Source organism: Amycolatopsis sulphurea, assembly GCF_002564045.1.
Taxonomy (GTDB): domain Bacteria; phylum Actinomycetota; class Actinomycetes; order Mycobacteriales; family Pseudonocardiaceae; genus Amycolatopsis; species Amycolatopsis sulphurea.
Map to the genome: position 1 here is coordinate 607228 of NZ_PDJK01000001.1, position 24534 is coordinate 631761.

The 24534-nt window shown below is 67.4% G+C and carries 13 protein-coding genes and 2 pseudogenes; 6 read left to right on the forward strand and 9 right to left on the reverse strand.

Features of this window, described 5'->3' with window-relative positions; all coding sequences use genetic code 11:
* Nucleotides 1-100: 100 nt before the first annotated feature.
* Together ATK36_RS02830 and ATK36_RS02835 are read left to right on the forward strand one after the other, a co-directional pair.
* Nucleotides 101-601 (forward strand): annotated as a pseudogene (locus ATK36_RS02830) (XdhC family protein); the annotation flags it as partial.
* Between the two features lie 407 nt (nt 602-1008).
* Nucleotides 1009-1395, forward strand: a complete 387-nt coding sequence (locus ATK36_RS02835) for a type II toxin-antitoxin system VapC family toxin (protein WP_098509687.1) — start codon at nt 1009-1011, stop codon at nt 1393-1395.
* A gap of 81 nt (nt 1396-1476) precedes the next feature.
* On the opposite strand, the gene ATK36_RS02840 is transcribed toward ATK36_RS02835, so the two are convergent.
* Nucleotides 1477-3588: an elongation factor G-like protein EF-G2 gene (locus ATK36_RS02840; protein WP_098509688.1), complete on the reverse strand. Its 2112-nt coding sequence runs from the start codon at nt 3586-3588 to the stop codon at nt 1477-1479.
* Between the two features lie 92 nt (nt 3589-3680).
* On the opposite strand from ATK36_RS02840, the gene ATK36_RS02845 reads away from it, so the two are divergent.
* A complete protein-coding gene (locus tag ATK36_RS02845; RefSeq protein ID WP_098509689.1) occupies nt 3681-5117 on the forward strand; it encodes an FAD-binding oxidoreductase in 1437 nt (478 codons plus the stop codon).
* Between the two features lie 17 nt (nt 5118-5134).
* Here ATK36_RS02845 and ATK36_RS02850 read toward each other — a convergent pair whose 3' ends face one another.
* A complete protein-coding gene (locus tag ATK36_RS02850) occupies nt 5135-5455 on the reverse strand; it encodes an AzlD domain-containing protein (protein WP_098509690.1) in 321 nt (106 codons plus the stop codon).
* Nucleotides 5455-6141, reverse strand: a complete 687-nt coding sequence (locus ATK36_RS02855; RefSeq protein WP_098509691.1) for an AzlC family ABC transporter permease — start codon at nt 6139-6141, stop codon at nt 5455-5457. Before ATK36_RS02855 ends, ATK36_RS02850 begins: the two co-directional genes overlap by 1 nt.
* A gap of 68 nt (nt 6142-6209) precedes the next feature.
* On the opposite strand from ATK36_RS02855, the gene ATK36_RS02860 reads away from it, so the two are divergent.
* On the forward strand, nt 6210-6773 hold the full coding sequence (locus ATK36_RS02860) for a helix-turn-helix domain-containing protein (RefSeq protein WP_098509692.1): 564 nt from the start codon (nt 6210-6212) through the stop codon (nt 6771-6773).
* Between the two features lies 1 nt (nt 6774).
* Here ATK36_RS02860 and ATK36_RS02865 read toward each other — a convergent pair whose 3' ends face one another.
* Nucleotides 6775-8073 (reverse strand): hypothetical protein, encoded by a 1299-nt coding sequence (locus ATK36_RS02865; RefSeq protein WP_170069518.1) that lies wholly within the window; start codon nt 8071-8073, stop codon nt 6775-6777.
* 1003 nt (nt 8074-9076) lie between these two features.
* Between ATK36_RS02865 and ATK36_RS02875 the strand changes: the two are divergent.
* Nucleotides 9077-9767 (forward strand): annotated as a pseudogene (locus tag ATK36_RS02875) (IS5 family transposase); the annotation flags it as partial.
* Between the two features lie 538 nt (nt 9768-10305).
* The gene (locus ATK36_RS02880) at nt 10306-12087 is read left to right on the forward strand and encodes a reverse transcriptase/maturase family protein (RefSeq protein ID WP_211291764.1); all 1782 of its coding nucleotides are present in this window, start codon (nt 10306-10308) and stop codon (nt 12085-12087) included.
* A 440-nt stretch (nt 12088-12527) separates the two neighbouring features.
* Here the strand turns inward: ATK36_RS02880 and ATK36_RS34550 are convergent, their stop codons facing one another.
* The 5 genes from ATK36_RS34550 to ATK36_RS02910 are packed head-to-tail and all read right to left on the reverse strand — an operon-like array spanning nt 12528 to nt 24517.
* Nucleotides 12528-13013 carry a cytochrome P450 gene (locus tag ATK36_RS34550; protein WP_098509695.1) on the reverse strand — a complete coding sequence of 162 codons (486 nt, stop codon included), beginning with the start codon at nt 13011-13013 and terminating at the stop codon, nt 12528-12530.
* A gap of 6 nt (nt 13014-13019) precedes the next feature.
* A complete protein-coding gene (locus ATK36_RS02895) occupies nt 13020-13778 on the reverse strand; it encodes a thioesterase II family protein (protein ID WP_170069562.1) in 759 nt (252 codons plus the stop codon).
* A complete protein-coding gene (locus ATK36_RS02900) occupies nt 13775-16657 on the reverse strand; it encodes a type I polyketide synthase (RefSeq protein WP_170069563.1) in 2883 nt (960 codons plus the stop codon). The genes ATK36_RS02895 and ATK36_RS02900 overlap by 4 nt, the downstream gene beginning before the upstream one ends.
* Nucleotides 16658-16671: 14 nt before the next feature.
* Complete coding sequence (locus tag ATK36_RS02905; RefSeq protein WP_098509698.1) at nt 16672-19800, reverse strand: non-ribosomal peptide synthetase; 3129 nt, start codon at nt 19798-19800, stop codon at nt 16672-16674.
* Nucleotides 19793-24517, reverse strand: a complete 4725-nt coding sequence (locus tag ATK36_RS02910) for a non-ribosomal peptide synthetase (protein ID WP_281259021.1) — start codon at nt 24515-24517, stop codon at nt 19793-19795. Before ATK36_RS02910 ends, ATK36_RS02905 begins: the two co-directional genes overlap by 8 nt.
* Nucleotides 24518-24534: the final 17 nt, after the last annotated feature.

Genomic DNA, 24534 nt, shown 5'->3' on the forward strand with positions numbered 1-24534 from the left:
ATCGCCCGCTGCCGGGCCCCCGACTAACTTTGCCGGGGCCCTGGACGCTGAGGCTGTGAAGGGACCCTTCACAGCCTTCAGGCTTTTGTAGTCTGGTTCCGTGACAGCTGAGCCGGATGCCTGCGCGGTTGCGCACGGAGAAGCCGAAAGCGCGCCGGTCGAACGGACGCTGGTGGCCGTGTTCGCCTCCCCGGTCGCCCGGTACCTGCTGCGGTACGCGGCCGATCTGGGGTACCGCACCGTGCTGTTCGAACCCGATACCGCCCGTGCCGCGGACTTCGCCGAGGTTGATCGGGTGCTGCCGGACCCGGGCCCGGACGCCGACGTGGTGGTCACCGACCACCACCGGCCGGAGCTGGGCACCGTGCTGCAGGCCGCGCTCGCGGCGCGGGCGCGCTGGGTCGGCGTGCTCGGCAATCCGCGCCACCCTGGCCCGCACATCGAGGCACTGCGGGCGCTGGGCGTGCCGGAGGCGGACATCGGCCGGGTGCACCGGCCGGTCGGGCTGAACATCGGTTCGCGCACGCCGGCGGAGATCGCGATCGCGACTCTCGCGGGTCTGCTGGCCGACCGGAACGGGCGACCGGGCGGGTTCGAGTTCTGGGGCGTCGGCTTGGGGAGGGCGCCGGAGACCGGCGATCCTCGGCGAGGTCTGGCTGATCCCGGCGGTAGTATAGGAACTATGACGAGCGTCGATCCCATGACGGCCCGGGCGGACGTGTCCGTCGCGGTGGATGGCCGGGTGACGATCCCGGTGTTATTGCGGCAGGCTGCGGGAATCTCGCCGGGCTCGAATCTGGTCGCCTATGTCGAGCGCGGCAGGGTGGTCCTCGAGGGCCGCGATCACCTGCTGCGACGGGTGCAGGACGAAGCAATCGCGGCGGCCCGCGCTGCCGGGGTGACCGGGAGCGTGACGGACTCGTTGCTCGAGGACCGGCGCGCCGAGGCCGCCCGCGATGCCGCCGGCGGCGATGCCGGCAAGGCGGGCGAAAACGAAGCAGGCCCGGCGTGACGGCTGTGCTGGACGCGAGCGCCGTTCTCGCACTGATCTACCGCGAGGACGGGCACGAGCAGGTGGCCGCCCAGGTCCGTGGCGCAGTGATCAGCGCCGTGAACTTCTCCGAGGTCGTGCAGAAGCTGGCGCAGAACGGCCACCCGACGCCCACGGAAGCGGCCGGCGTCGTGCTTTCACTCGGCGCGACCGTGGCCGCGTTCACTGCCGCCGAGGCCGTCGACGCTGCGTTGCTGTGGGCTCCCACACGCGGCAACGGCCTTTCATTCGGTGACCGGGCGTGCCTCGCAGTCGCCGCCAGCATCCCGGGTGGACGTGCGGTCACCGCTGACAAGGCTTGGGCTCGGGTCGATGTCGGCGTACCGGTCGACCTGATCCGCTGACCGGTCACCCAGCGGGCATCGCCGCTCCGGACGCCTGCGCAGGCCGGGGAAGACCCACCTCCCCGGCCACCACCACCCCGCTCACGTCGGTACCGCCACCCCCTCCGGCATCGGCTCGAACCGCGCGTGCCGGCGGCTGAACGTCGCCGTTCCGGAGGTCAGGGAGCGCAGGTCGACCGCGTAGCGCAGCAGTTCCGCCGCCGGGATCTCGGCGTGCACGCGCGTGCGGCCGCCCTCGGCGGATTCGGTGCCCAGCACGCGGCCGCGGCGGGCGGACAGGTCGCCCAGCACGGTGCCCAGGTGGTCGTCCGGCAGGGTCACCTCGACCTCGTCGAGGGGCTCCAGCAGGGTGATCCGCCCGGCCGCGGCGGCCTCGCGCAGGGCGAGCGCACCCGCGGTCTGGAACGCCGCGTCGGACGAGTCGACGCTGTGCGCCTTGCCGTCGACGAGGGTGACCCGCACGTCGACGACCGGGTGGCCGTCCTGGAGCCCGCGCGCCAGCTGGGCCCGCACGCCCTTCTCCACGCTCGGGATGAACTGGTGCGGCACCGAGCCGCCGACCACCTTGTCCACGAACTCGAACCCGCCGCCGCGCGGCAGCGGCTGAACCTCGATGTCGCACACGGCGAACTGCCCGTGCCCGCCGGACTGTTTCACGTGCCGGCCGTGCCCGCTCGCCGCTTTCGCGAACGTGGCGCGCAGGCTGATCCGCACCGGTTCGGTCTCCACTTCCGCGCCGCCCGCGCGCAGCCGCGACAGCACCACGTCGGCGTGCGCCTCGCCCATGCACCACAGCACCAGCTGCCCGGTCTCCGCGTTCCGCTCCAGGCGCAACGTCGGATCGCCCGCCACGAGCCGGGAAAGGTTGCGGGCCAAGGTGTCCTCGTCGCTGCGGGTCTTCGCCACGACGGCCACCGGCAGCAGCGGCTCGGGCATCCGCCACGGCTTCATCACGAGCGGATCCTCCGGGGAGGACACGGTGTCGCCGGTCTCCGCGGTGCCCACTTTGGTCAGTGCGCACAGATCACCGGCCACGCAGTAGGGCACCTCCCTCAGGTTCGGCCCGAGCGGTGAATACAGGTGGGCCACGCGTTCGTCGGCGTCGTGGTCCTCGTGCCCGCGCTCGGCGAGCCCGTGCCCGGACACGTGCACCGCGTTCTCCGGCCGCAGCGTCCCGGAGAACATCCGCACGAGGGACACCCGGCCGACGTAGGAATCGACCGCGGTGCGCACCACTTCGGCGGCGAGCGGGCCGTCCGGATCGGCCCTCAGCGCTTCGTGCGGGCCGCCGTCCGGGGTGGTCACGCCGGGAGGCCGGTGCTCCAGCGGGGACGGGAAGGCCCGCACGATGCCGTCCAGCACCTCGGCCAGCCCGATCCCGCTCGTCGCGGACACCGGGATGACCGGGTGGAACGAGCCGCGCGCGACGGCCGTCTCCAGGTCCGCGATCAGCACCTCCTCGGCGATCTCCTCGCCGGCCAGGTAGCGGTCCATCAGTGTCTCGTCTTCGCTTTCCGCGATGATGCCCTCGATCAGCTCGTTGCGGGCCCCGGCCAGCCCGTCCAGCGCGCCCGGATCGGGTTCGCCGACGCGGGGCGGGTAGCCGCCGGCGTAGTCGTAGCGGCGCTGGGTGATCAGCCCGACGAGCCCTTCGCCGGCGGGCAGGTAGAGCGGCAGCACGCCGTCGCCGAACGCGGCCCGGCAGGCGGAGATCTCGCCGAGCGGATCGGCACGGTGATGGTCGAGCCGGGACACCACGACCGCGCGTGGCATGCCGACCGCGGCGCACTCCTCCCACACGGCCACCGTCGCCGCGTCCACGCCCTCCGCCGCGCAGACCACGAACAGCGCGGCGTCCGCGGCCCGCAGCCCGGCGCGCAGTTCACCGACGAAATCGGCGTACCCGGGGGTATCGATCAGGTTGATCTTGTGCCCGGCGTGCAGGATCGGCGCCACGGACAGGCCGACCGACCGCTGCTGCCGCACCGCGGCCGGATCGTGGTCGCACACCGTGGTGCCCTCCACGACCGAACCCGCGCGCGGCACCGTGCCGGAGGCGGCCAGCAGCGCCTCGGTGAGCGTGGTCTTGCCGGAGCCGGAAGGCCCGACCAGGACGACGTTGCGCACCTTGGCGGGGTCGGATACAGCGACGGCGGCCCCGGTGTCGGCGCTCCTGTTCTGCTTGTCGGCCATGACGGCCTCCTCGGCGGAAGACGGGTGAACACCTGTGTCCCCGATCACACACCCGATATCCTGGCGAGGCAAGGCGCGGAGGGGGGACTGCGATGACGATCAGCAGGCGGGTGTTCCTGGGGCTGACCGGGGCGGCGGTGCCGTTCGCGGCGGGGTTGTCCGGTCCGGTGCCGGACCGGTGGGAGCGCTTGCGCCGTCGCCTGGCCGGGCCGCTGCTCCGCCCGGGTGACGCGGGCTACGACGCCGCGCGCCGCGGCTTCTTCGCGATGTACGACCGACGCCCGGCCGCGGTGGCCGGCTGCGCCCGTCGCGAGGACGTCCAGGCCTGTGTGGATTTCGCGGCGAGGCAAGGGATTCCGCTGGCCGCGCGGTCCGGCGGGCACAGCTATCCCGGATATTCCACTGTGGACGATGGGCTGGTGGCCGACCTGGCCCGGCTGAACCGGATCGAGCTGCACGAGGGCGGCCAGGTGACGATCGGCGCGGGCGCCCGGCTGGGTGCGGTGTACGCGGTGCTCGCCGCGGCGGGCCGGGCGTTGCCCGCGGGGACCTGCCCGACCGTCGGCATCGCCGGGCTCACCCTCGGTGGCGGGCTCGGTGTGCTCGGCCGCAAGTACGGGCTGACCTGCGATCTGCTGGAGTCGGCCGAGCTGGTGACCGCGGACGGGACCTGTCACACGGTCTCCGCGGCGAGCCGCCCGGAGCTGTTCTGGGCGCTGCGCGGCGGCGGGGGAGGGAACTTCGGTATCGTCACCTCGTTCACCTTCCGCACCGTGCCCGCACCCGGGCTGACCACGTTCGACGTGCAGTTCCCACCCGCCGCGGCGGCCACGCTGTTCGCCGCCTGGCAGGACTGGCAGCCGCGGATGCCGGACGAGCTGTGGGCCGATCTGGGCCTTGGCGCGTCCGCGGCCAACCTCGGCGGCTGCTTCGTCGGCCCGCGTACCCGGCTCACCCCGGTGCTCGACACGCTCGTCCGCCAGGTCGGCACGCCGTTGAAACGGGCCGAGCAGGAGCGCGGCTTTTTGGACACGATGGAGTGGTTCGCCGGGTGCGGGGACCTGTCGTCCGCTTCGTGCCGTCCGGGCTGGGACGGCGGGGGAGGAGGCGTGGAACAGCGCTCCTACGTGGCGACCTCCCGGATGCTGAGGCGCCCTGCCCCGGATCCCGCCGCGGTGGTCGCGGCCCTGACCGCGAACCCGGACACCTACACGATCGTGGACGGCGGCGGGGGCGCGATCGCCCGCGGCGATTCGGCGTATGCACACCGGTCCGCGCTGGCGAGCTTCCAGTTCACGCAACCGGTGGCGCCCGGCGGCGAGGCCGCGGCCCGCCGGGAGATCGGCCGGATCCGGGACGGTCTCGGCACGGAGTTCGGCACCACCGGCTACGTCAACTACCTGGACCCGGAGATGCCGGACTGGGGCCGCGCCTACTACGGCGAGCACCTGCCGCGGCTGCGCGCGATCGCCCATCGGTACGACCCGGACGGGGTGTTCTCCTTTCCCCGCGCGCTGATCCGCGCCTAACCGTCCACAGTAGACGATCAGGGAATTCCGGCCAGCCGCACCAGTGCGGCTGTTGCGGCGGCGGCGAGCACCACCAGTACGAACGGCGCCTTCCGCCACGCGAGCACACCCCCGACGAGCACCCCGGCCGGACGGGCGAATCCGGCGTAGTCGTGGCCCTCGATGAGCGCACTGGTCGCGACCAGCGCCGCCAGCAGGACCACCGCGGCCAGCGTCATCAACCGCTCGGCGCGGGCGGACAGGTGCACCCGGTTCCGCAGCGCCGGTCCGGCGAACCGGAACCCGAACGTGCCCAGACCCAGCACCCCCACGGCGATCAGCAATTCCGTGGCATCCATCAGCAGGCCGCCTTCGGTTCCTTGGCCGCGGCGCCCGCGACCACGCCGACCATCGCGAGCAGGACCGGCAGCCCGGCGGGCAGCAGTGGCGCCGAGGCGAGCGCCACCACCACGCCGATCAGCACCGGCAGCCGGAAAGCCCGCTCACGCAACGACGGCAGCACCAGCGCCAGCAGCACCGCGGGGAACGCGGCGTCCAAGCCGAACGCGTCGGTGTCGTGGATCGCGGTGCCGGCGAAAGCGCCGACCACCACCCCGACGTTCCAGCAGGCGAATAGCCCGATCCCGCACGCCCAGTACGCCGCGCGCCGGCGATCGGCGTCCCGCTGGGCCAGCGCGAACGCCACCGACTCGTCGATCATCAGGTGGCTGCCCACTGCTCGCGCGAGCCGTCCGCGGCCGAACACATCGCCCACCGCGAAGCCGAACGGCACGTGCCGCGCGTTCACCAGCAGCCCGGCCGCGACCGCGGCGAGGGGATTGCCGCCGGAGGCCACGATCCCGACGAACATGAACTGCGAAGCGCCGGCGAAGACCAGCAGGGACAACACCATCGGTGCCCACAGCGGGAAGCCGGAACTCACCGTGATGGCACCGTAGGACACGCCGACGAGGGTGTCGGCCAGGCACACCAGGCCGATGTCGCGGGCGAGGCCGCGATCGAGTGTTCGCCATATCGAACGCATAGTGCCCTATGCTGAACACGGCACCACCTGTTCGTCAAGACGAACAAGGAGACTGAGGGAGCGAACACATGTCGCAGGACACGTCCAGTGCGCCGCTGGAGATCATCGCCGAGTCGCTGCGCCGCGAGCGGACCCGGGCCGGGCTGTCTCTGACCGAGTTGGCCCGCCGCGCCGGTCTCGCGAAATCCACGCTCTCGCAACTGGAATCCGGGTTCGGCAACCCGAGCGTGGAGACGCTGTGGGCGCTCGGCGTCGCCCTCGACGTGCCGTTCTCCCGGCTGGTCGAACCGGGTCGCCCGCAGGTCCGCGTGATCCGCTCGGGCAGCGGGCCGACGGTGTTCGCCGAACACGCCGACTACGCGTGCACTCTGCTGTCGGCGTGCCCCTCCGCGGCGCGGCGGGACATGTACCTGATCCGCGCCGAACCGGGCAACCCGCGACGGTCGGATCCGCACATGAACGGCGTGGTCGAGCACATCGTCCTGTGCGCGGGGCGCGCCCGGGTCGGCCTCGCCGACGACCCCGTCGAGCTGCGGCCCGGTGATTACATCGCCTACCCCGGGGACGTGCGGCACGTGTTCGAGGCGCTGGAACCCGGCACGTTCGGCGTGGAGGTGTCCGAATACTCGTGACTCACCTCTTCGCGGCCTTGATCAGCACCTGCAATGCCGCCACAAGGCAGGCGACGGCGGTGCCGAGCAGGATCGCGACGACGAACAGGACGTTCCTGGACCGGTCTTCGGCGCCTTGGTCGAGCGTCGCGTAGGTGATCGGGCCGAGTTCGCCGTGGCCCAGCCAGGACAGCTGGTTCGGTACCTGCAGCGGCGGTGCCGCCTGCGTGACCGTCTCAAGTGGACTGAGCGTGCCGCTGTCCACGTGGACGGTGAGGGCTCTCGGCCGGACCGCGGCGAACCCGGTGGCCGACCGGATGTCGATCCCCTTGAGCCGGAACGGATCCGAGGAGACCGGTGGCAGCGACACCACCGACCGCGAGGCGGAACTCTGCTGGAACGATCCGACGACGGTGCCGTTGTAGAAGTCGGCGGTGCCCTGCGTTCCGGAGAGCACCTGGTAGCCGCCGGCGGAGTCGACCCGGGTGACACCGGCCCGGTGTCCGTTCCCCGGTGCGAAGCGAAGCCCGCCGGACAGCGCGATCCCCCAGCGATGATCGGCGGAGCCGGTCGAGATCACCTGGAGTGACAGCAATGTCGACCCGCCCGGATCCTGCGGGAAGTACTGGACGGAGACGGTCATCTCGGCGGCCGGGTCGGCCGCGAACACCCGCAGGACCGCGTCGTCGGGTTCCGGTGCGGACACCGGCGCGGTGAAGTAGGAAAGCCCGCTGAACGACACCAGCCCCAGCAGCATGGCGATCAGCATCAGGGCACCGACCTCCGCGAGGACCACCTTGCCCCAGGACGCGGCCAGCCCGGCAAGCACGCCGACGAAGACGATGAACAAGCCCACCTGGATCAGCAGCCCGCCGACGTCGGACACGCTGGTGTCGATCCGGCTGAGGATCAACAGCTGGTCGAACGGCACCGCTACCACGGCCAGCGCAACGAGCACGACCACCGTCCACCGGCTTCGCCGTGGCACCGGACCCCGGAAGGCGAGAGCCAGCACGGCGACCGCCGCGGTCGCGGGGATCTCGGCAGCGGTCCGAAGCTCCCGGCTCATCAGCCACACCGCGAGCGCGAGCAGGAGCGGCACGAGGACGCAGTAGACGACCGACGAGCCACGGCTCGGCCGCCGTTCCGGTACCGCAGGCGGTGCCTTCTCTGGCTGGGCTCGCGCATCCTCGGCCTGCGCCACCCGCCGTCCGGGTACCGCCCGCGGGCGCGCCGTGACCAGCCTGCCCAGCAGTGCTCCGACCACCGCCGACCCTGCCACGAGAAGGAACTTCCGGTACCGGGCCGGGCCGTCAGCCACCGAGTTCCTCCTCCTGGCGATCTTTCGCGCACCGAGGAGTCGTGACGACGTGGACAGCCGTTACGCGACGCCTCCAAGCCGGACGGGAAGGCTGCGTACGGCATGGAAGAAGTGCGACCGCCAGGCCACTTCCGCCGCCGAGACGGCAAGGCGGCGAACGCGATCTCCGCCTCCAGCCGAGCCAGGGGAGCGCCGAGACAGTAGTGGATACCGTGCCCGAACCCGAGATGGAGTGAGTAGGCACGGCAGTTGCGGTGGGTGACCTGCGGGCCGAGATTGCCACGCCCGCGTCCGGCGAAGCGCTGTCGGCTCCGGTCCGTCGCTGATGCCGTAGTCCAAAAATGGCCACGGCATGGATCGTCTGCCTGCGTGAACGGTGAAGGGTTGCCGCCCTTCACCGTTCACGCATGTAGATGAGGTTAAACGGGGTGGAAGTCGACCGTCACCAACCCCGCTCGGCCAGCCGATGCGGCTCCGGCAGCTCCTCGACGTTGATCCCGTGGTCTGAAGTTGACATTCGTTGCTGGGCTTCTTTGAGGTTGGCGCGTAACGTCGAACATGGATGACGTGCGCTTCGACAAGTCCAACAGGCGCGAAAGTCTCGATCTCGGGAACGTTGAACGTCGAGCATGTTCGGAGTGTGGGAGGCTCCTTCCGTGTGGGGGAGGCGAAATCGTTTCGCAATGCCCGCTCGGCGGTGGCCGACCTAGGAGGAAGCCTGGAAGGACTTCTGGACGAAACTCGCCATGATCTTGGGTGGGGATGTCGCCAGAGGAGCAGCAGGAGTGCATTGATGCGGCAGCTGAACTGAAAACGAGAATTGACGCGAGCGCGTCTCGCTGCCGCTCATGGCGGAGAGAGAGGGAGACGGCTGTCGTTGTCGAACGACTTCGGGGGCGGCTCCTTGACTGGGATGGACGGGCTCGTGTGCTGGGCGGGGTGCGCCGCAGCTTAGAGCGTGTCTTACGTGGTGTTTTGTTGTTGATGCGGCTTGATCTCGGTCGTGGTTGATCGTTTGTCCTTCCGGCTCGTGCCGGACGAGCTGTGGGAGCTGGTCGAGTCGTTGATTCTGGCATTCGAGGTGCGTCCGCAAGGTGGTGGAACGGCGTCGTTGGACGCGCGGCCGGTGTTCACCGCGATCGTGTATGTGCTGAGCAGTGGCTGTGCCTGCGGGATTTGCCACCCTCGTTCGGCGTGTCCTTTCAGACCGCGCACAGCCGCTTCGCGCAGTGGACCGAAGTCGGACCCTGGTGCGACCTTCACGGTGTCCTGCTCGACGAACTCGGCAGCCATGGACTGCTCGACTGGAGCCGCGCGATCGTGGACGGTGCCAGTGTTCGTGCGAAAAAGGGGATCGCTGACCGGTCCCAGCCCGGTCGACCGCGGCAAGCCCGGCTCAAAGATCCACGTGCTGTCCGAGCGATCCGGGCTTGCCGCTCGTAGTCGCGATCTCCGCCGCCAACACCCACGACCCGGCCGCACTCAAGCCCCTGGTGATGGCGATCCCAGCAGTGAAATCCCGCCGTGGCCCACGGCGGTGCAGACCCGGCAAGCCGCACGCGGACAAGGCCTACGACCAGCCCGCCCTGCGCCGCTGGGTACGTGATCAGAGCATCGCGGTGCGTATCGCCCGCAACGGCATCGAATCCGCCGAGAAAATCGGCCGGCACCGCTGGGTGGTCGAACGAACCTTGTGCGCCGCGAAAGCGGCGTGTCGTATTCCCGGTTCAACCGGGAGGGACTTGGAGGGAGGTTCCTGGGTCGAATGGCTGACCTGACGCCGAAAGGCTAACGGGACAAGAGCATGCCAGAGAATCCGGTGACCGGGCCCAGTGGTCGGGGACGGGGCGCCGGAGGGGCCCGCGTGATAAGGTGAAAGCTGGATTGCCTGAATCCCAATCTCCAGTCGATGCAAGTTCCCATCCACCGGAAACGACCGCTGAAACCGGTGCCGCGCTCTGCGTCGGAGTCGAAGTGTTATCCGGTGCAACCTCCAGAACGCGGGGCGATGCCCAGCGAGGGCATTCAAGGAGATGAGTGGGACGCCTACGTCACGCTGCTACGTACGACACGCACGAACGCGGGATCGCCTACGGGACGCGAGTCCTACGGCGACGGAGGCCTGGTAGTAGTCGCCGGAGTCACGCCCGGTCGGGGAGGACGGGAAAGCCGTCCGCAGGGCGAAGCAGGCCAGGTGAATCGGACACCAGATGTGATCGGGAGGTATGCGAAATGCAGAGCGCCGCAACGGTGCTGGGTGTCCTGCGTGAACGCGGCAAGCGCGGACTGCCGTGTGAGGAGTTGTATCGGCAACTGTTCAACCCGCAGTTGTATCTGCTGGCCTACGGGCGCATCCACGCCAACCACGGCGCGATGACACCCGGGGTCACATCGGAAACCGTGGACGGCATGTCCCGGGCGAAAATCGACCGCATCATCGATGCGATGCGCCACGAGCGCTACCGGTTCCGCCCGGTCCGGCGCGTGCACATCCCGAAGAAGAACGGCAAAACCAGACCGCTTGGTTTGCCGACCTGGTCGGACAAACTCGTCGGCGAGGTGGTGCGCCTGATGTTGGAGGCCTACGACGAGCCGACGTTCTCCGACCGGTCCCACGGATTCCGTCCGGGCAGGGGCTGTCACACCGCGTTGCGGGAGATCGACAACACCTGGACTGGGACCGCGTGGTTCCTCGAGGGAGACATCGCCGACTGCTTCGGCTCGCTCGATCATGATCGAATGATCGAGATCCTGGCGGAGAACGTCCACGACAACAGGTTTCTACGGCTGATACGGAACATGTTGACGGCCGGATACATGGAGGACTGGAAGTGGGGCGCCACCTTGTCGGGGGCTCCTCAGGGCGGAGTGGCATCCCCGATCCTGTCCTCGATCTACCTGCACAAACTCGATCAGTTCGTCGAGAAGACCCTGATCCCGGAATACACCCGAGGGGACCGCAGGGCCCGCAACCCTGCCTACCTGGATCTGCAGAATCAGCTGGCCAAGGCGCGCCGGCGCGGCGACCGGGCACAAGCCCTGACGCTGCGGCGGCGCATGACCAGCCTGCCCAGCGCCGACCCGGACGACCCGGGATACCGGCGGCTGCGCTACTGCAGATACGCAGACGACCATCTGCTCGGGTTCGCCGGACCCAAGGCCGAAGCCGAGGAGATCAAACAGCGGCTGGCGCAGTTCCTGCGTGAAGACCTCAAACTGGAACTGTCCCAGGAGAAAACGCTGATCACCCACGCCCGCACAGGCGCGGCACGGTTCCTCGGCTACGAGATCACCGTCCAGCACAACGACACGAAAAAGACCGGCCGTTACCGACGCGTCAACGGCCAGATCGCCCTTCGTGTCCCCCGGGAGGTGATCAAGGCCAAGTCCACGCCCTACCTGCGCCGCAGCAAACCTGCCAAGCAGGCGGCCCTGACCAACGGCAGCGACCACACCATCGTCGCCACATACGGGGCCATCTACCGGGGCATCGTCCAGTACTACCTGCTCGCCGGTGACGTCTATCGACTGCACCGGCTGCGCTGGGTCATGGAGACCTCCATGCTCAAGACCCTGGCAGGCAAGCACCGCTCCACCGTGTCGAAGATGGCGGCCAAGCACAAAGCCAAAATCCTGACACCCCACGGGCCACGCACCTGCTTCGAAGCACGCATCGAACGCGACGGCAGGAAACCACTGGTCGCACGGTTCGGCGAAACACCGCTGCACCGGCAGAAAACGGCGAGAGTCATCGACTCCCAGCCGATCCGGGCCGACTACCCGCACAAGGAGATCCTTACCCGGCTCCTCGCGGACACCTGCGAACTCTGCCGAACGGTGGGCGGCGTCGAAGTCCACCACATCCGCAAACTCGCAGAACTCGGAATACCCGGACCGCTTCAACCCCAATGGATGACAGCCATGGCCAACCGGCGACGCAAGACCCTCGTGGTCTGTTCCGCCTGCCACGGCCAGATCCACACGGGGCAACCGTTCGCATCTCTCACGCAGTAGTTCACTGGAGAGCCGGATGATCGGGAAACTGTCAAGTCCGGTTCGGCGGGAGGCCGCGCGGAAAAGGACCAGCACCCTGCTGGCACCTCGCCGCGCGGCCGACCCATCCGCCTGGCTCACGGCGACGTAGAAAATGCTCTGCGCATCGGTCTCCCTGGACCATCTGCCGTAACACGCCCGCAAGGCCCCGCCGGCCGCAGCAGCGGCGCCTCCCGGCCCACGTCCTTGTTCAGGCCCAGGTCGACGATGCCCTCGGGTACCTCAGCGCCGTCCAGCGTGACGATCATCGTGGCGGCTGCTCGCAACGCGTCGTCCACCGCCAGCTGCCCGCCCATCACCGCGATCTTCCGGCCCGCGAGTCGTTCTGAGGGCTCCGAGGGCAGTGGTGACTGGCACGACGGCTCCAGACGAACCGCCGGACAGTCTCGCTTCTTGGTCGGTCATACGGCCCTGGATACGGTCATGAGCAGGTTGGGCGTCGGACGCAGCGAAGCGTTCGGGAGGTACCCGATCGGATGACCGGGAACGAGATCCAGCCGCAACCGCTGCGCGAGCGTCGCGATCACGAGCTGGATCTCCAGTAGCGCCGCCTCGAACCCGATGCACCTGCGGGCGCCGCCGAACGGGTAATAGGCGTACTTCTCCTTCGGCGCGTTTGCCCTGTGGGCCGGGCAGAATCGTTCCGGCGTGAAGTCGTCCGGCGCGTTCCACAGTTCCCCATAACGGTGGGAAGCGTAGGGCGACAGCAGAATCGAGCTGCCCGCCGGAATGTGGTAGCCGCCGATGACGTCGTCGACGGCGGCGTCCCTGGGGGTACGCCCAAACCGGTGGGTACAGCCGCATCGACTCCTCGATGACCTGGCGCAGGTAGGGCAGACTCGACAGGTCGTCCTCCAGCTTGCGCCGCGCCCTCCGGGTTGCGGTATGCGAAGTCAGCGCCTTTCTTGGCCGGGGTTTACTGTGCCGATGGCGAGGTGTTCGAGCAGGTCATAGAAGGCATTGGATTCCTCGAAGTAGTGGTGGCCGCCTGGCACGACGTGCTGGGTAAAGGCAAGACTGGTGTGCCGCACCCAGTCAGACATGGTCTGTGGCGTCGGTTCGGTGTCGTCGGCGCCACTGATTGCGGTGAGCGGACAGTTGATCCGACGTTCCCGATCTACCCGGTGGGTTTCGCACATAGCGATGTCGGATCGGAGAATCGGAATGACCAAGGAAATGAATTCGGTGTGCGATCGCAAGGTTGGAGGAAAGCTGCCGAGTCGATCGAGCAGCCTCACCAGTTCGGCGTCCGGCGCATCACGCAGAGCCGGACCGTTCGACTCGAACGACGGCGACGCACATGCAGAGACTATCAAGCTGCGCGGCCCGGACATACCGCGTTGTTCGAGTTCTTGGGCCAGTTCGAAGGCGAATGCTGCGCCCATGCTGTGGCCGAAAAACAGGTAGCTTCCGGGCAGTTCGTCGGCAAGGGCGTCAGCCGCATCGACGGTGAGCTTGGAAAGTTCGGGCACGAGAGGCTCGGAGAGGCGAGTTTCCCGGCCGGGTAGCTGAACCGGCAGTACATCGAACGCCGCGTTGCGAAACCGGCGTCGCCAGGGTGCGTAGAACGACGCCCCTGCGCCGGCTGGTGGGAAGCACACCACGGCAGGCCGATGAGAGCGGGCGGGGAAGGGTAGCCACGGTGTGGTCACGCTTCCTCCCCGACGTCCAGAAGTGCGGATTCTAGCGCCGCCAGCACGTCCACCTCGGTCTTGTTCTCTTCGGACAGTTTGCGGGCGAGCGCGCCGAGGCTGTCCGCGGCGAGAAGATCGGTCATGGTGACATCAACGCCGAGTTCGTCGCGCATACGTCCGACGACCTGGACGGCTTTGAGACTGTCGCCGCCGAGCGCCAAAAATGACCCGTCGATGGCGGAGCAGCCGAGCACGGAACTCAATACGTTCTCGATTGTGGTTTTGTGCGGGCGCAGTTCGGCAAGCACCGGTGTATCAGTCGTGTGCGTCGCGCGTGCTTCGGAGCGGGCGAGAGTCAGGCTGCCGTGGTCGTTGCCGCCCATCGGATGCGGAGGCAGTGACACTCGAGATCGTTTCGGGCCAATAGTCTCCCAATCCAGTGTGGCGCCGTGGACCCACGCAGTACCCAACGCGGTGAGGTACTGATGTACCTCACCGACCGTGGATCGGCCCTGGGTGGCGACTGCAATGCTGTCATCAGTTAGCGAGGTCAGGTCGGCTCCGGCGCCGATCTCCATTCGAAGGCCGTCTCCGAGCAGCTTGGCAGCGTCGGCATAGCGGACGGGTTCTCGGGCCTGGCGTACCCAATACCCTGGATCCAGCAGGACCGAGGTGTCGCTAACCTTTCCGGTGACCGTGGAGAACCAAGTGCCAGCGCGGTGAACGCCTGTGACGGTCATGGCTCGCATGACTTCGGTGAGGCCGTCCAGGATCTCATCCATTAGCGCGGAGTGGAACGCTCGGTTGGTTGACAGAATCTTGCCTTTGAAGCCGAGCGCCGCGCAGCGGGCGGGTAGGTCGGTCATGGCGCTCACAGGACCGGATAACACATATCGGTCCTCGCTGTTTACGGCGGCCAGTGAAATCCCGTCGTGGCACAGTGCTGCGGCGGTAGTAGCGTCGGTATTGATGCTGATCATCGCTCCGAGTGGTGTCGCCCTCATCAGGCGCCCCCGTTCCGCGACGGCCCGCAATATCGGTGTAGGCTCGAACACGCCTCGTACTACCGCGGCGGTGAACTCACCGAGACTGTGGCCGAGGGTGGCGGCTGGCGTGAGACCGTGGTCGTGCAGCAGCTCGGCAAGTGCCAGCTGATGCGCGACGAGGGTTGGTTGCCAGTAGTCGGTGTCACGTTCCGCTGGTTCGCCGCGCCAGGGCCGTGGGTCGATTCCGTACTCGTCGAGCAGTAGTTCCGCGTACTCGTCGAGACGGTTGCGGTATCTGGCGAATCGCTGGTACATGCTGGAGCCGAGATCGTCGTACCGACTGGTCTGGCCGGGGAAGAGGAACACCGTGCGTTGAGCTTTACCGGTCGAGCTCACGCCGTGGCTTGGGATGGCGAAGGCTTCGCTCGGGCGGCCGACGACGGCGAAGGTCCGAACCGGCAGCGTGCGACGGCCGGTCTGCAGCGTGGCGGCAATCGTCGACAATGGCCGCTCTCCGATGCGGTCTCGCAGCGCGGCAATGTACCTATGGAGGTCCGAAGTGGACTGTGCGCTGACCGGAAGCAGATGTGGTCCAGGTTCAGGTGCAGGGGCAGGGCGCGCAGGTGGTTCGCCGAGGACAACGTGTGCGTTGGTGCCGCCGATGCCTACCGAGGACACCCCGACATACATCGGTCCCTTGCCCTCTGCCGGGGTGGTTTCACCGATGGTGCGGAGGCCGCGTCCTTCGAGATTCAGGCCGGGGGCCGGCTCGGTCAGACCCGGCGTCGGCACCAGGATCCGGTCTCGGACCATGCAGGCTGCCTTGATTACCGCCGCGACACCTGCCGCCACGTCGAGATGACCGATGTTGCCCTTGATTGAGCCGATCACCGCCTGCGGGCGGGCGTTGGTGTCCGCGCATGCCTGTGCGAAGGCGGCGACTTCCACTGGATCGCCCAAACGGGTCCCAGTCCCGTGGGCTTCGAAGTACGTCAGTTCATCCAGACCGATCCCGGCTACTTCCCACGCCGCGGCGATCACCCGAGCATGGCCTTCGACACCGGGTGCGGTGAAGCCCACTTTGTCGCGTCCGTCGTTGCCGATTGCGCTGCCAAGAAGTACCGCGTGCACGGTGTCGCCGTTGGCGAGCGCGTCGTCCAGCCGCTTGAGCACCACCATTCCGACGCCGTGACCTCCGACTGCTCCGTCCGAGCTCGTGTCGAACGGCCGGACAGCACCGGTTCGTGAGGCTATTCCGCCTTCGTAGAAGGTATAGCCGCGGCGGTGCGGGGTGTCGACGGCACTGCCGCCAGCGAGGGCGACGCGGCATTCACCAAGCAGGACGCTGTTCGCGGCCTGGTGAATCGCGACCATGGACGATGAGCAGGCCGTTTGTACGCTCACCGCCGGGCCTACGAGCCCCAGCTTGTATGAGATCCACGTGGCCGCGTAGTCCTTGTCCGTGAGGAATCGCACCTGCCTCCTACCCAGTTCACGCAGGAGCGTGGCGTCAGTCTGGGCCGCCAAGGCATGCTCGGAACTGCCGACGGTGGCGAATACTCCGACATTGGCGGGTTCAGTTACCGAGCGCTCGACCCCGGCATCGTCGAGAGCTTCCCACGCGGTCTGCAGCAGCAACCGTACCTGCGGATCGAGTACGGCAGCCTCGGCATGGCTGAAGCCGAAGAGGTCTTCACGAAAGAGCGTGGCGTCCGGCAGATAACCCTGAACCGGGACGTAGTGGTCGCTGTCGTATTCCTCGGGCGGTACCCCCTCTACCTCATCCAGGGTCCATCGCGACAGGGATGCCTTGCCAGCGCGCAGGTTTCCCCAGAGCGTTCCGACGTCAGCAGCGCCGGGGAACCGTCCGGCCATGCCGATGATGGCCACCTTGTCTTCGGTCTCGCTCACCGAGACTCCTTCCACTATGTCCATGATCGTGCTCCGCGCCTGCGGTTCAGAGCTGCGGCCCGGCGGTCGCGGCCAGCATCTGCAGTGACGGGGCGGATGGTGTCGGTGAGTCCACGCGCCAGCGCGGCCACGGTCGGGTGTTGGAAAAGGTCGGTAATCCGCAATTCGGGATGCAAGGCGACCGTTTTCTCATGTACTCGCAACAGCAGGAGGGAGTTGCCGCCGAGGTCGAAGAAGTTGTCGTACACGCCGACGCGGTCGACGCTGAGCACGCTTGACCAGATTGCGGCGAGTTGCTCCTCCAACTGGGTGCTAGGCGCGACATAACCGGTGCCCAGCGCTGGCCGCTCTGGGGCGATCTCGGGCAGCGCCGAGCGGTCGATCTTTCCTGCTGGGGTCAGTGGCACCTCGGGCAGGCTCGCGATGGCCGAGGGCACCAGGTGTGCGGGCACGCGGTCGGTAAGCCAATCGCGCAACTTCGACGGTACCTCGGCGTTGTCGGTGACTATGTGGACCACCAGCCGTGGTTCGCTCGCGTATTCGACGCAGGCCACCGCGCGCCGTACTGCGGGATGCATTGCCACGACGTGCTCGATCTCGCCCAGTTCGATCCGGAAGCCGTGCAGCTTGACCTGGTCGTCACACCGTCCCGCAAGCTGGATCGTGCCGTCGGCCAGTAGTTTGCCGATGTCACCGGTGCGGTAGAGGCGCCCGGCGCCGTCTGGGCTGTCCACGAAGCGTTCGGCGGTGAGCACGGGGCGATCGTGGTATCCGCGTGCCACTCCGGTGCCTCCGATGAACACTTCACCGGAAACCCCTGGCGGCACAGACCGCAAGCGACTGTCGAGAACATGGATCCGCGTGTTGGGCAGTGCCCGGCCGATCAGTGGCCGGTCGTCCGGCGTCAGGTCCATCGTGGATGCCCAGACTGTCGTTTCGGTAGGCCCGTAGGCGTTGACGAACCGGCGTCCGCTCGCCCACGGCTGGACCAGCGAGGGCGGGCACGGTTCTCCGGTCGTGATCACCAGCCGCAGCTCAGGATGGGCCGCCGGATCGAGAGACGACAGCGCGGTGGGCGGTGCGATCAGGACGGAGGCCTCAGCGGTGCGAAGGTGTTCCGCGAGCGATGCCCCGAGCCTTTGGTGCTCGTCGAGCAGCACGAGGGTGGCGCCGGCGGCCCAGGTAAGCCACATTTCTGCGACGGACACGTCGAAGCTCAGTGACGCGAATTGCAGTACTCGGTCTGTCGCCGTCAGTCCGAACACGGGGCCTTGGCCGATGGCCAGGTTGGTCACACTGCGATGGGTGACCACGACGCCTTTCGGTGTTCCGGTGGAACCCGAGGTATAGATGAGGTACGCCGGGTCGTCTGCTTCGGCGCCACCGTGGCAGTCGCGTACGGTGCGCGTGAGATCGGTGACCGGCAGGAGCTGCGCCGGCGACGCCGTCAGGCGTGCGGCGGTCTGCTCAGAGACGAGTACATGGGTGCATCCCGAGTCGGTCGACATGAATTCCAGCCGGGCCGAGGGGTAAGACGGATCGAGCGGAACGTATGCGGCACCTGCCTTGAGCACGCCCAGCGCTGCGACGCACATGTCGATCGACCGCTCGACGCAGATTCCGACCCATGCTCCAGGCCCGAGTCCGCGGGCGAGCAAGGTTGCTGCAAGCTGGTTCGCCCGCTCATCCAAATCACGATAAGTGAGTGATGCCCTTTGGTGCCACACTGCGGTCTGCTCCGGGAATCGGCGCGCTGATTGTTCGAACAGCCGGTGCACCGCGACGTCGGGAACTTCGATCACAGGTCCGGTTCCCAGCGCCACGACTTCCCGCTCGGACGCGCCTGCGAGCAGCCGGGCCACACCGATGCGCTGCTGTGGGGCGGCAACCAGGTCTCCGAGGAGCGTGAGAAAAGCCTTCGACCACCACGACACTGTCGGGGTGCTCAGCAGCTGGGTGCGGAATTCGAATGTCGCGAGGACACCCTCGTTGTCTGCGGCCAGCGCTAGGGACAGGTCGAACTTCGCGATAGGCAACGCCGGTCGGCGCGGGCTGACCGGCCGACCGCCTAGTTCGCGCAGCCCAGGGTCCTCGTTCCACGAGAACAGCACCTGGAACAGCGGGTTGTACCGCGGATCCCGTCGCGGCGCGACCGCTGCGACGATGTCCTCCAGCGGCACACCGTGATGTGGCTCGGATGAGCGGACGCTCTCATCGACAGCGGCTACGAGATCGGCGAAGGTCAGTTCGGCTGGGATCCGTGCCCGGATCGGCACGGTGTTGACGAAGAATCCGACCACCTCTGACAGCTCAGGCCTGTCCCGGTTGGCCACCGGCAGGCCGATCACCAGATCGTCTTGCCCGGCCAAGCGAGCCAGAAACACCTGGTACGCGGCGAGGTAGACGACGAACGGAGTGACTCGCAACCGGCGGGCTAGCTCGGCGACCTGGTTGGTGGTGTCGGCGTCGATCCGGAACCTGAGCGTATTGCCGTCTGAGGTCTGAACGGCTGGCCGAGGGCGGTCCCAAGGCAGCGCCAGATGTTCCGGTGCGTCCTCGAGCCGCCGGGTCCAGTAGGCGAGGCTGAGCCGATACTGGTGGGTGCCCAGCTGAGCCTGTTGCCAGACTGCGTAGTCCGCATATTCGAGCCGTTGGACGCCCTGTTCAGACGACGAGGTGGCGGCGCCGAGGTAGCGGCGGGACAGCTCGTCGAGCAACAGTCGCATGGACCAGCCGTCGGCCACGATGTGATGTACTGCCAGCGCGATCGCCCAGCGCCCGTCATTCAAAGGGACCAGGAGACAGCGCACCAGTGGACCTTGGGCCAGGTCGAACGGCTGGGACAGGTAATCCAGCACGATCACGTCGAGTTCCGATTCGGAGACAGGGGAGTGCCGCGTGATGCTCGGCGCCAACCACGAGTGAACACGCTGGAGTGCGACCGCATTGTCCCAGGTAAAGGTCGTTCGCAGTGATTCGTGTGCTCGGACCAGCTGTCGTAGCGCTTCGGTCAACCGGTCGGGGTCGACGCCGGCGTCGGTGATCACGCAGTCGACGATGGAGTACTGTGTTCCGCCTGGGTCGACCCGATCGGCCAGCAGAAGTCTTTCTTGCGCGGAGGAAACCGGGAACAGGTCACTCATCCGTACCTGCCTCTGCTACGGCGCTGGCCAGTCCGGCGACGGTCGGATACAGATACAGCGACATCAGCGAAGCTGGTAGCCCCTCGGCGGCGAGCCGTTCGGCAAGCACAACGAGCAGCAACGAATCACCGCCAAGTTCAAAAAAGACGTCGTCGACACCGACCCGGTCGAGATGCAGCACGTCTGCCCACACCTCGGCAATCCGCCGTTCGAGCTTGGATTCCGGGGCGCGGTAGCCGCCGACGAGATCCGGGCGTGCGATATCCGGCGCGGGCAGGGCGGTGCGGTCGACCTTACCCGCGGGACTGAGCGGGATGTGGTCGATCGAGACGAACACAGCGGGCACGAGCTGCCCAGGAACGCGCTGCGCCAGCCAGGCCCGCAACACGGGCAGGATGTTCGGGTTGTCTGTCAGGATGTGCGCGACCAGTCGTGGTCGGTCACGTATCTTCGCGACCGAGGCGACTGCCTGGCGAACGTCCGGATGAGTGCCCAGGACGGCCTCGATCTCACCGAGCTCGATGCGGAATCCATTGAGTTTGACTTGGTCGTCTGCCCGACCGGCCAGCTGAAGCGTGCCGTTCGCGCGCAGTCGGCCGATGTCGCCGGTGCGGTAAAGATGGCTCTTCGGTGCACGGGGATCAGGGGGGAAACAGTGCGTGGTGAGGTCCGGTCGGCCGAGGTAGCCCTCGGCGACACCGGTGCCGGTCACGAAGACTTCGCCGGGTACTCCGGGCGGCAGAACGTGGAGGTTGTCGTCCAGCACGCGAATGCCGACATTCGGTAGCGGGCGCCCGACCACGACGTCATCTCCAGGCTGCAACTGTGCCGCGGTGACGCAAACCGTTGCTTCGGTGGGGCCGTAGGCGTTGACGAAACGGCGCTCTGGTGCCCACCGTTCGACGATCCCGCGTGGGCACGGTTCCCCGGCGGTGAACACGGTCGACAAGGTCGGAACACTCGAGGGATCGAGCTGCGTGAGCACTGAAGGCGGGAACACGGCCATTGTCACCCCGGCTCGATCGATCGCATTCTGCAGCAGCGCTCCGGTGCGCTGGGTGGCGTCGATACCCGTCAGGCATGCGCCCGCGCCCCAGGCCAGCCACATCTCCGCAACCGAGGCATCGAAGCTGAGAGACGCGAACTGAAGCACCCGATCCTGCTCATCGACCCGAAAGTCCGGATGCCCACCCTGGGCCAGGTTGGCCGCGGCCTGATGGCCGATCACGACTCCTTTCGGGGTCCCGGTAGATCCCGAGGTGTAGATGCAATACGCGACATCCGACGGACCTGGGCGGGGATGCGGGGCGGCCACGCCGGTTTCGGTACCCGTGAGCCGATGCACTCGAATACCTTCCGCCGCGGCGAAGTCCGAGTCGGTGAACACCACGCGGCAACCGGAGTCGGTGAGCATGAACTCCAGCCGGGAAGGCGGGTAGTCCGGATCCAGCGGCAGGTACGCGCATCCAGCCTTGAGCACACCCAGCACCGCGACATATGTCTGTACCGATCGACCGAGATGCAACCCGATCAGGCGTTCTCGCGCGATCCCACTTTCATGCAGGTAACGTGCGAATTCCTCGGCCCGCTCGTCCAAGTCTCGATACGACAGTTCCTGGTCGCCGAAGGCCAGCGCAGGCGCATCCGGCCGTCGGCCAGCGGAGTGCTCGAACACCTCCGGCAGGGTCGACGCCGTCCGCGGCACAACCGGCCCCTCGCCAAGGGCGAGGACGTCGGCAACCGCGGTATCCGACAGCAGCGCGAAGTCCCGGGTCAGCCGGTTTGGGGACTCGACGACCTGGGCCAGCAGGGTGACGAAGACGCCCGCCCAGCTTGCCACCGTGGTGCGATCGAGCAGGGCGGTGCGGAACTCGAACTCCACTCGTACGTCGGTGCCCTCCGCACTCAGCGCCAGGGTGAGGTCGAATTTGGCCTGCCCGAAGTCCAGCGCGACTCGTTCTGCGGCGAAGTCTTCGAGTCGTTCCGGCGCCAAAGCTTCATTCCAGGAGAATGCGACCTGGAACAGCGGATGGTGTGCCGGGTCACGCGGTGGAGCCACCACCGAAACGATCGTGTCGAGTGAGACCTCTTGATGCGGGCGCGCCTCAGCGACTGCATCCGCGACGTTGCCCAGCAAGTCGGCGAACCCCTGCTCCGGTAACACGAACGCTCGCACCGGCAGGGTGTTCACAAACAGGCCCACAACGTCCGCCAGTTCGGGCATGGCGCGGCCGGTCACAGGAAGCCCGATCACTAGATCCGTCACGCCGCTGAGTCGTGACAGCAGCAGTTGGTAGGCGGCGAAGTAGACGGTGAACGGCGTGGTGTGGTGCGCTTTCGCCAGCGCGCGAACCCGATCAGCGACCTCGGCGCTGAGTCGCAGCCGATAGGTATCGCCGTGTGCGCTCTGTCGCGGTGGTCGTGGTCGGTCCCAGGGTAGTTCCAGCACTCGCGGCGCATTCGCCAACAGATCGGTCCAATAGCGCAGTGCCTCAGCGTATTCTGGAACATCCTTGCGGTTGTGATGCCAGGTGGCGTAATCGGGGTACTGTACCCGCGTCGGCGGCAGGTCTTCGCCCCGTTCTCGTGCCGAGAGCTCTCTGAACAGCACTGCCATAGACATACCGTCTGCGACGATGTGGTGTACCACCAACGCCAGCGCATGCCGGCCATCCGGCAAGTCGGCGACGATCCCTCGAACCAGCGGGCCCTTCTCCAGGTTGAACACGCGAGCTGCTTCGAGGCGGATCGCGGATGACAACCGCTCAGGCCCAGTAGTGATCCGCACGATCTCCGGCGGCAGGTCGGCGTGCACACGTTGGACGAGCTGGCCATCGGTGCGGGCGAACGTCGTACGCAGCGCCGCGTGCCGCGCGACTAGGTCACTCAGGCACTCCTCGAGGCGGTCGACATCAATATCCCTGCCGAACACCAGGCAGTCCACGATCGAGTAGGCGGCGCCCATTTCCTCTACCTGAGCGAGGTACCAAAGCCCGACCTGCGCCGAAGTCGCGGGGACGACGTTGCCGCGGACGGGCCGGATCGGCGCAGCCGGATCGGCCGAAGCCGCCGTGGTCAGCTCCGCGATGGTCGGATGGGCGAAGATTTCGGCAAAGGGCACCGCGACACCGGTCCGCTTTTCCAGTGCCGTCGCCGCTCTGATCGCCTGCAGCGAAGTGCCGCCCAAATCAAAGAAGTCATCGTGGATACCGACATCGGTCGCGCCGAGCAGCTCTGCCCAGATGCTGGCCAGCTCTCGCTCCAGCGGGGTCCGCGGAGGAACCCGGTCGACACCGCAGGCCGGAGGGATGTCGGTGGGATCTGGCAGGGCCGCCCGGTCGAGCTTGCCGCTTCGCGTGAGCGGGAATTCGGGAATCCCGACGAACATCGACGGCACCAGGTACCCGGGTAGCCGGGTCGCGACCCACGCGCGTAGCCCTGCGGGGACTTCACCGTTCATGTAGGCCACCAGCCGCGCGTTCTGGCTCGTGCCGAGGACCGCGACCACCGCACGCGACACCGACTCGTGTCCGCAAAGGACAGCCTCGATCTCGCCAGGTTCGATCCGGAAGCCGCGAACCTTTACCTGGTCGTCGATCCGACCACAGAACACCAGGGACCCGTCGGCGCGCATGCGCACCAGGTCACCGGTGCGATACATCGTGGCGCCGGTGAACGGATCCGGAACGAAGCTCGCAGCCGTGAGCCCAGGGCGACCGAGATAGCCGTTCGCGACACCCGCTCCGGCCAGGTACAGCTCACCGACCGAACCCAGCGGGACCAGCGTGTCGTCACGCAGCACGTATGCATGCACGTTCCCCAACGGTCGCCCGATCACGTCGCCGCCGTCGGGCGGCATGAGAACTCCCATGGTGGCGGTAACTGTCGTCTCGGTCGGTCCGTAGGTGTTGATCAGCCGCGCTTTGGGGCGTTGCTCGTGCCAGGCACGTACGGCGGGCTCCGGGCAGAGCTCCCCGCCGATGATCACCGTGTGCACTCTCGATGGCCACGGCAACCGAGCTTCTACTAGGGTCGCCCAGAACGCAGTGGGCAGATCCACCACGGAAACCCTGGCGTGGACCAGGAAATCGAACAGCGCGCGCACCGAGGTATCGACGCCCGGCTGCTTCAGGACACAGCACGCCCCGGCTCCCCATGCGCTCCAGAACTCCTCCACCGATGCGTCGAAGCTCGGCGACGCGAACTGCAGCACGCGATCGCCCGTGCCCAGCGCTAGCACACGTGCCTGTGCTGCCACCAAGTTGGCTACCCCACGGTGCGTTACCGCCACTCCCTTCGGTGTGCCGGTCGAGCCGGAGGTGTAGATCACATATGCGGTGTCAGTCGGACTGACCTGCACCGGTAGCCCGGTCTCGGGACCGTCCGGTTCCATCTCGAATCCATCCTGACCACCGATGACGAGCTCGCATCCAGCGTCGTGGATCATGAGTTCGAGACGGGACTCGGGGTAGGCCGGATCGAGCGGGACGTACGCAGCACCGGTCTTGAGTACCGCGAGCATCGTCACGCACAGCTCGATCGACTGCTCCAACCGGATGCCGACCCGGGCGCCCGCCTTGGCACCACGAGCGACGAGCTGGTGTGCCAGCCTATTCGCTCGACGATTCAAATCCATATAAGATAATTCAGTTTCGCCAAAACACACCGCAGGCGCGTCGGGAGTCCGCCGGACAGCGCGATCAAACACCGCAACCATCGTGGCGGTGTCGACTT